This is a genomic window from Amnibacterium sp. (assembly GCF_025463795.1).
Taxonomy (GTDB): Bacteria; Actinomycetota; Actinomycetes; order Actinomycetales; family Microbacteriaceae; genus Amnibacterium.
The window spans coordinates 1-4,376 of the sequence record NZ_JAODBE010000008.1 but is presented as its reverse complement, the minus strand read 5'-3'; the positions used below and the strand labels follow the sequence as shown (position 1 = coordinate 4,376).

Below are 4,376 nucleotides of genomic sequence, written 5' to 3'. Positions count from 1 at the left end.
GCGGACGACCGCGAGGCCGCTGCTCATGACCGCCGGCTGGCCGCCGCTGCTGCCGCCACCGCGGAGGTCGTGCGGGAGCAGTACGACACCGCGCTCGTGGGTCGCACGGTGATCGGTCAGGCGCAGGGCATCCTCATGGCGCAGCAGCGGATCACCGCGGACGCCGCGTTCGACCAGCTGCGCACGGTGTCGCAGGCCCGCAACGTCAAGCTGCGCCTCGTCGCCGAGGAGGTCGTCGAACGACGCCTGCTGCGCCTGCGCGATCTGGGCACGCGCCGTCGCTGCCCGCTCGAGCAGTCCGCGCTGGTTGCGCACCTCCACGCCGCCGTCGTCCGTCGGCGCGGTGAAGCGCAGCGACTCCGTGGGCATGTGCCCGTCCGTGAGGCCACGCGCGGCGACCGCCGGCTGCTGGCCGCCGGCGAGCGGGTTGACCTCGACCTCCAGGTTGAACAGGAAGCCGACCGTCTCCTCGCGGATCTGCCCCATCATCGTCTGGAACAACGCGAAGCCCTCACGCTGGTACTCGACGAGCGGGTCGCGCTGCGCCATGGCGCGCAGGCCGATGCCGTCCTTCAGGTAGTCCATCTCGTAGAGGTGGTCGCGCCAACGGCGGTCGATGACCGACAGGACGACGCGGCGCTCGAGCTCCCGCATGGCGGGGCTGCCGAGCTGCTCCTCACGGCGCGCGTAGGCCAGCCTCGCGTCCGACAGGATCTCGCGCTTGATGAAGTCGCGGTTGACGCGGCCCTTGCTGCCCGCCTCGGCGAGCACCTCCTCGATGGTGATCGAGATCGGGTAGAGCGTCTTCAGCTCGGCCCAGAGCGCGTCGAAGTCCCAGTCGTCGCCGGAGCCCTCGCCGGTGTGCGACTCGATGACATCGTCGATGACCTTCGCGAGGAAGTTCTGCACTCGCTCGTGGATGTCGTCGCCCTCGAGGATGTGACGGCGGTCGGAGTAGATCGCCTCGCGCTGGCGGTTCAGCACGTCGTCGTACTTGAGCACGTTCTTGCGGATCTCCGCGTTCCGCGCCTCGACCTGCGACTGGGCCGAGCGGATGGCGCGGGAGACGACCTTCGACTCGATGGCCAGGTCGTCCGGCACGCCGCTGCGGCCCATCAGCGCCTCGGCGGCGCCCGAGTTGAACAGCCGCATGAGGTCGTCGGTGAGCGACAGGTAGAACCGGCTCTCACCGGGATCGCCCTGGCGGCCGGACCGGCCGCGGAGCTGGTTGTCGATGCGCCGCGACTCGTGGCGCTCGGTGCCGAGCACGTAGAGGCCGCCCGCGGCGACGACGCGCTCCGCCTCCTGCGCGACCTCGGCCTTCACCGCGTCGAACACGGCGTCCCACTTCGCCTCGTACTCGTCCGGGGTGTCGACGGGTGAGAGGCCCCTGGCGGACATCGCCGACACGGCGAGGAACTCGGCGTTGCCGCCGAGCATGATGTCGGTGCCGCGGCCGGCCATGTTCGTGGCGACGGTGACGGATCCGAACCGCCCGGCCTGCGCGATGATCGCGGCCTCCCGGGCATGGTTCTTCGCGTTCAGCACCTCGTGCTTGACGCCCTTGCGCGCCAGCAGCTTCGAGAGGTACTCGCTCTTCTCGACGCTCGTCGTGCCGACGAGCACCGGCTGACCGGCGGCGTGGCGCCTCGCGATGTCCTCGACGACCTGCCCGAACTTCGCCTGCTCGTTCTTGTAGATGAGGTCGGACTGGTCGAGGCGCTGCATCGGCCGGTTCGTGGGGATCGGGACCACGCCGAGCTTGTAGGTCGACATGAACTCGGCCGCCTCGGTCTCGGCGGTGCCGGTCATGCCGGAGAGCTTCTTGTAGAGGCGGAAGTAGTTCTGCAGCGTGACGGTCGCGTAGGTCTGGTTCTCCGCCTTGACCTGAACGCCCTCCTTCGCCTCGATCGCCTGGTGGATGCCCTCGTTGTAGCGGCGGCCGACCAGGATGCGGCCGGTGTGCTCGTCGACGATGAGCACCTCGCCGTTCATGACGACGTAGTCCTTGTCGCGCTTGAACAGGGCCTTCGCCTTGATCGCGTTGTTGAGGAAGGAGATCAGGGGCGTGTTCGCGGACTCGTAGAGGTTGTCGATGCCGAGGTAGTCCTCGACCTTCTCGATGCCGGGCTCCAGCACGCCGACCGTGCGCTTCTTCTCGTCGACCTCGAAGTCGAGGCCGGGCTCGAGCCGCTTCGCGAGCGACGCGAACTCGGCGAACCAGCGGTTCGCCTCACCGGAGGCGGCGCCCGAGATGATCAGCGGGGTGCGGGCCTCGTCGATGAGGATCGAGTCGACCTCGTCGACGATCGCGTAGTAGTGGCCGCGCTGCACGAGCTCGGCGGGCTGCCACGCCATGTTGTCGCGCAGGTAGTCGAAGCCGAACTCGTTGTTCGTGCCGTAGGTGATGTCGGCCTGGTACTGCTCGCGCCGCTGCTCGGGGGTCTGGCCGGAGAGGATGACGCCGGTCGTCATGCCGAGGGCACGGAAGACCCGCCCCATCAGCTCGGACTGGTACGACGCGAGGTAGTCGTTCACCGTGACGACGTGCACCCCGCGCGACGCGATCGCGTTCAGGTAGGCGGGCATGGTGGCGACGAGGGTCTTGCCCTCGCCGGTCTTCATCTCCGCGATGTTGCCCAGGTGCAGGGCGGCGGCGCCCATGACCTGCACGTCGAAGGGCCGCAGGCCGATCGTGCGCGCCGCGGCCTCGCGGACCGCGGCGAACGCCTCGGGCAGCAGGTCGTCGAGGCTCTCCCCGTTCGCGTACCGCTCGCGCAGCTCCACCGTCTCGTGGCGGAGCTCCTCGTCGGTGACGTGCCGGAAGTCCTCCTCGAGGTGGTTGACCTGGCTGACGATCCGCTGGAGCCGGCGAAGGACACGGCCTTCACCGACGCGCAGCGCCTTCTCGAGCACCGAAGCCACACGATCTCCTGACGGTCGGGCGTGCTGGGATCAACCCTCAACGGTACAGCGCCGACGTGGGACGGCCGGTCAACCGGCGGACGCGATCCGAGTCCTCCGGCCGACCGGCCCGGGTGCTGCGGGTCAGCCGGCGGTCGCCTCCTGCAGCTCACGGTCCGCGGATCCGACGGACGCGCCGGCGCCGGCCGGGTCCTCGGCGGCCTGCTGGTCGCCGTCGAGGCTGATCACGCCGTAGTTCCACCCGATGCGGCGGTAGACGACGCTCGGCGCGTTCGTCTCCTTGTCGACGAAGAGGTAGAAGTCGTGCCCGACGAGCTCCATGCGGTACAGCGCGTCGTCGACCGTGATGGGCTCGGCCGGGAAGCTCTTCCTGCGCAGCACGACCGGGTTGTACTCCTCCTCGGACCCGTACTCGTCGGCCGGCTCCTCGTCGGTCGGCAGGGTCGCCGGCTGCTGGCCGCCGGTCTCCGCCCAGATCATCGCGTCGCCGTCCGCGGGCACGACGCCGACCGAGGAGAAGCCGTCGGTGCTCGCCTTCCGCAGGCTCGTCAAGCGTTCGCCATGGCCCCGATGCACCTTCTTGCGGTCCTTCGCCCGGCGGATCCGTTCCATCAGCTTCGCGAGCGCCGAATCGAACGCCGCGAACTTGTCCGCACCACCGGCCTCCGCCCGAACCACCGGGCCCGGCCCGATCAGGGTCATCTCCACTCGATCGTCGCCGGCGGTGCCGTTCGTCTCGTGATGCCGGCAGAGCCGGATCTCGAGTGCGAGCGCGCGATCCGCGAGGTTGGCGACCCGGTCCGCCTTCTCCTCGGCGTAGGACCGGAACTGCTCCGTGATCCCCACGTTGCGGCCGATGAGCGTGATGTCCATGCCGTTGCTCCCCTGCTCGGGCGCGCCGCCCCGCGTCACCCTGCAGGTCGCCGGCCGATGCTGGCGGCCCGTCTTCCAGGGCCCGTGAACGGTCTTCCGTTACGCCGTAGACGCACCATAGACACTCGCCCTTCGGTTTGTCTCCTGTTTCCGTCAACGCTGGATCTGCCCCTGATGCCGAGGGCAGCGGGACGCTCGGATCAGCGGGCGTCGGTTCGCTTGGGCGTGCTCGCCACCGTGATGGCGCCGAGCACCGTGCCGCCCGCGGCGCGCACCGCCCTCGCCGCCTCGGTGAGCGTCGCGCCGGTGGTGACGACGTCGTCGACTAGCAGCACGCGTCGTCCGGCCGCCGCGCTGCTGCGCATGCTGCCGGCCACGTTCCGCAACCGCTCCTCACGGCCCAGCGCCCGCTGGTCCGCGGCACGCCGCTCCAGGCGGAGCAGCCGCAGCGTCGGCAGCGACGCCCTGCGCAGCACGACGCGCACGGGGTCGTACCCGCGGTCGCGCGTCGAGCGGATGGTGGTCGGCATGGGCACGAGCGTGACGGGCTCCGCCCCGAGCACGGGCGACGCCGCCTC

At 70.1% G+C, this 4,376-nt stretch carries 2 protein-coding genes and 1 pseudogene; all 3 read right to left on the bottom strand.

Going from position 1 to position 4,376, the window contains the following annotated elements:
* Positions 1-216: 216 nt before the first annotated feature.
* Positions 217-2,925, bottom strand: a pseudogene (gene secA, locus JWQ92_RS00900) (preprotein translocase subunit SecA); the annotation flags it as partial.
* Positions 2,926-3,048: 123 nt separating this feature from the next.
* Positions 3,049-3,798: a ribosome-associated translation inhibitor RaiA gene (raiA, locus tag JWQ92_RS00895; protein WP_297342576.1), complete on the bottom strand. Its 750-nt coding sequence runs from the start codon at positions 3,796-3,798 to the stop codon at positions 3,049-3,051.
* 200 nt (positions 3,799-3,998) lie between these two features.
* A partial coding sequence (locus tag JWQ92_RS00890; protein WP_297342575.1) for a ComF family protein occupies positions 3,999-4,376 on the bottom strand: 378 nt, incomplete at its 5' end.

Bases quoted from the DNA above. Each gene is read 5' to 3' on its own strand.
- raiA (WP_297342576.1), bottom strand. From the start codon at position 3,798: ATGGACATCACGCTCATCGGCCGCAACGTGGGGATCACGGAGCAGTTC.